This window comes from Paenibacillus sp. P4_A7 (genome assembly GCF_056402455.1).
In genome coordinates this window covers 1-2,122 of record NZ_JBFUHJ010000676.1, presented here as the reverse complement: position 1 = coordinate 2,122, position 2,122 = coordinate 1, and the positions used below count along the sequence as shown (strand labels likewise).

At 42.4% G+C, this 2,122-nt stretch carries 2 protein-coding genes; both read left to right on the top strand.

Features of this window, described 5'->3' with window-relative positions; translation table 11 throughout:
* On the top strand, positions 1–642 hold a 642-nt coding region (locus tag AC1DWN_RS32810; RefSeq protein WP_477563026.1), incomplete at its 5' end, for a GNAT family N-acetyltransferase.
* Entirely contained in the window at positions 639–1,415 is a 777-nt protein-coding gene (locus tag AC1DWN_RS32805; RefSeq protein WP_477563025.1) for an MBL fold metallo-hydrolase, read from the top strand. The genes AC1DWN_RS32810 and AC1DWN_RS32805, both read left to right, overlap by 4 nt.
* The last annotated feature ends 707 nt before the right edge of the window (positions 1,416–2,122 follow it).

Below are 2,122 nucleotides of genomic sequence, written 5' to 3'. Positions count from 1 at the left end.
GACCAATACTTTAGCGCTTTGCATCAGCTGCTGCAAACGATCTTCCCACCTGAAGAGGTGCTTGCCTATGAGCTATGGAAGGAGCCTCTTGAAGATCCAACCATTCATGTTTATGTAGCCGTTCAAGAAGGACAAGTGGTCGGTTCGACGGAATACCGCTACTATCCGGATCTACGAGTTGCTATGACTGATTTTACGATTATCGGAAAGCCATCTCTTGGTATTGGCAGATTTCTGCTACGCAATCGTGAAGTTGATCTTCAGAGACTTGCAGAACTGTCGGGAACAACGCCACTAGGTATGTTCGCTGAGGTATATGATCCGTATCGTGCGGAGGGGCATGAATTTGGTGGCGTTTCACCTATGAATCCAATCGTGCGCCGCGAAGTACTATCGCATATAGGCTATAAGAAATTAAACATTTCGTATGTACATCCGTCTTGGGATCATGAAGGGCAAGCCGTGTCTGAGCTTGATTTCTGTTTCTTGCCGAAGGATGAGGAGATGTCGGTTATAGATGCTACGCTCGTTGTTTCCTTTTTAGAGATCTATTACTCCGCTCTGCCTAATAAACCGAAGGAATGGCTTGCTATGATGGATCATATTCGGGGATTAGAACGGGTCGAGCTGCTTCCTTTATGACTCAGCTAACATTTAGGGGCACGGGTGATTCCATGGGTGTGCCGCGCGTCTACTGTAATTGTGATGTATGTGAAGAAGCTCGAACTACTTATGTTAACCGTCGTCTACGCTCTTCATTGCAAATGGAAGATACTGATGCCGGGACGATATGGATCGATTGCGGATCTGATTGGTCAAAACAAATGGAAGCAGCTAAGCTTCGTACGATTGACACGATGCTCATTACACACGCGCACTTTGATCATATTGGTGGCTTGGTAGAGTGGGCTGACGCTTGTCGATGGATGAAGAAGCGGGGAGTGGCTTATGCTCCAACGGAGGTCATTGTCGAAATTATTGAACGCTTTCCTTGGCTTGAAAACCAGATTACCTTTCATTCCTTCGATCAGACGATTAATATTGGCAAGTGGAAAGCGTCTAGCTGGCGTGTTCATCACGGGAAAAATGGTTACGCCTATGCGTTTCGGTTCGAACATACAGAAAGCGGGTATACATGGGCATATTKCTCCGATTCCATTGGGCTAACGGAAGAGCAGCAGGCTCCGTTATATGGTTTAGATTTGCTGATTCTGGGAACTAGCTTCTACCATGAACCGTTTCCTTACGAAACACGGTCCGTCTATGATGTGCTCGAAGCCATTGAATTGACAAAGAAGTGGGGAGTCGGTAAGACGGTTTTGACTCATATGTCCCATGATATAGATTTTAGAAAGTCGTATTTGTTGACGGATAGAATGACTTTTGCTACGACCGGGCTGTCCATCACGATATGATTTTGCTAGATTTGCAATTATCGAGGTACATAACGGATTTTTAATAACAGAGACAGAGCATGGTGTGGTATGACCTCCTTTGCTCTGTTTTTTGTATGCTTTTCATAGTAATTAAAGGATTTGATGCAAATAGAATGAGGTAGGTTGATAGCCTTTTTTGTTTTCACCTCCATCAAATGGTTTCATGGTAAACTGTAGGTAGTGGCTATATATTCCAGTTGTTGTTAGTTTCAATATTTGCAACTAAATGAGGCCGCAAGAGGGTGGGAATCGATTTAGTTTCAGTGAATGAAATTAATTGCTGAGTTAGCTCGATTCGTGTGCTCTTTCCGGTGATTTAGCTTCAAATGGTGAAACTAATTCATCATGAATTCCATTATAACTACTATTAGTATCACAATTTGAAACTAAGTTACCATCAACTCCAAGCAAGCGGTTTAACCATTAATTTAACGGTAATATTCTATATGGAACATATTTATGTGATTTCCTAAAAGTGCTGCGTGCTGCGGCCAGTTCTGTCGTTTTTCTTATTGTGGTGAAACAGGTTGAAAATAAATATTTTGGAGGGCTTGGAGGGTAAAATGCGAGGGGAACTTTCTATATTTTTTAAAACTATAGTGGTCGTTCCATTTCTTTTATTACTTTTTGATCTAGTGAAAGCAAAGTATGGTTATCTATTAGGTGAAGACTTAGCATGGATACAC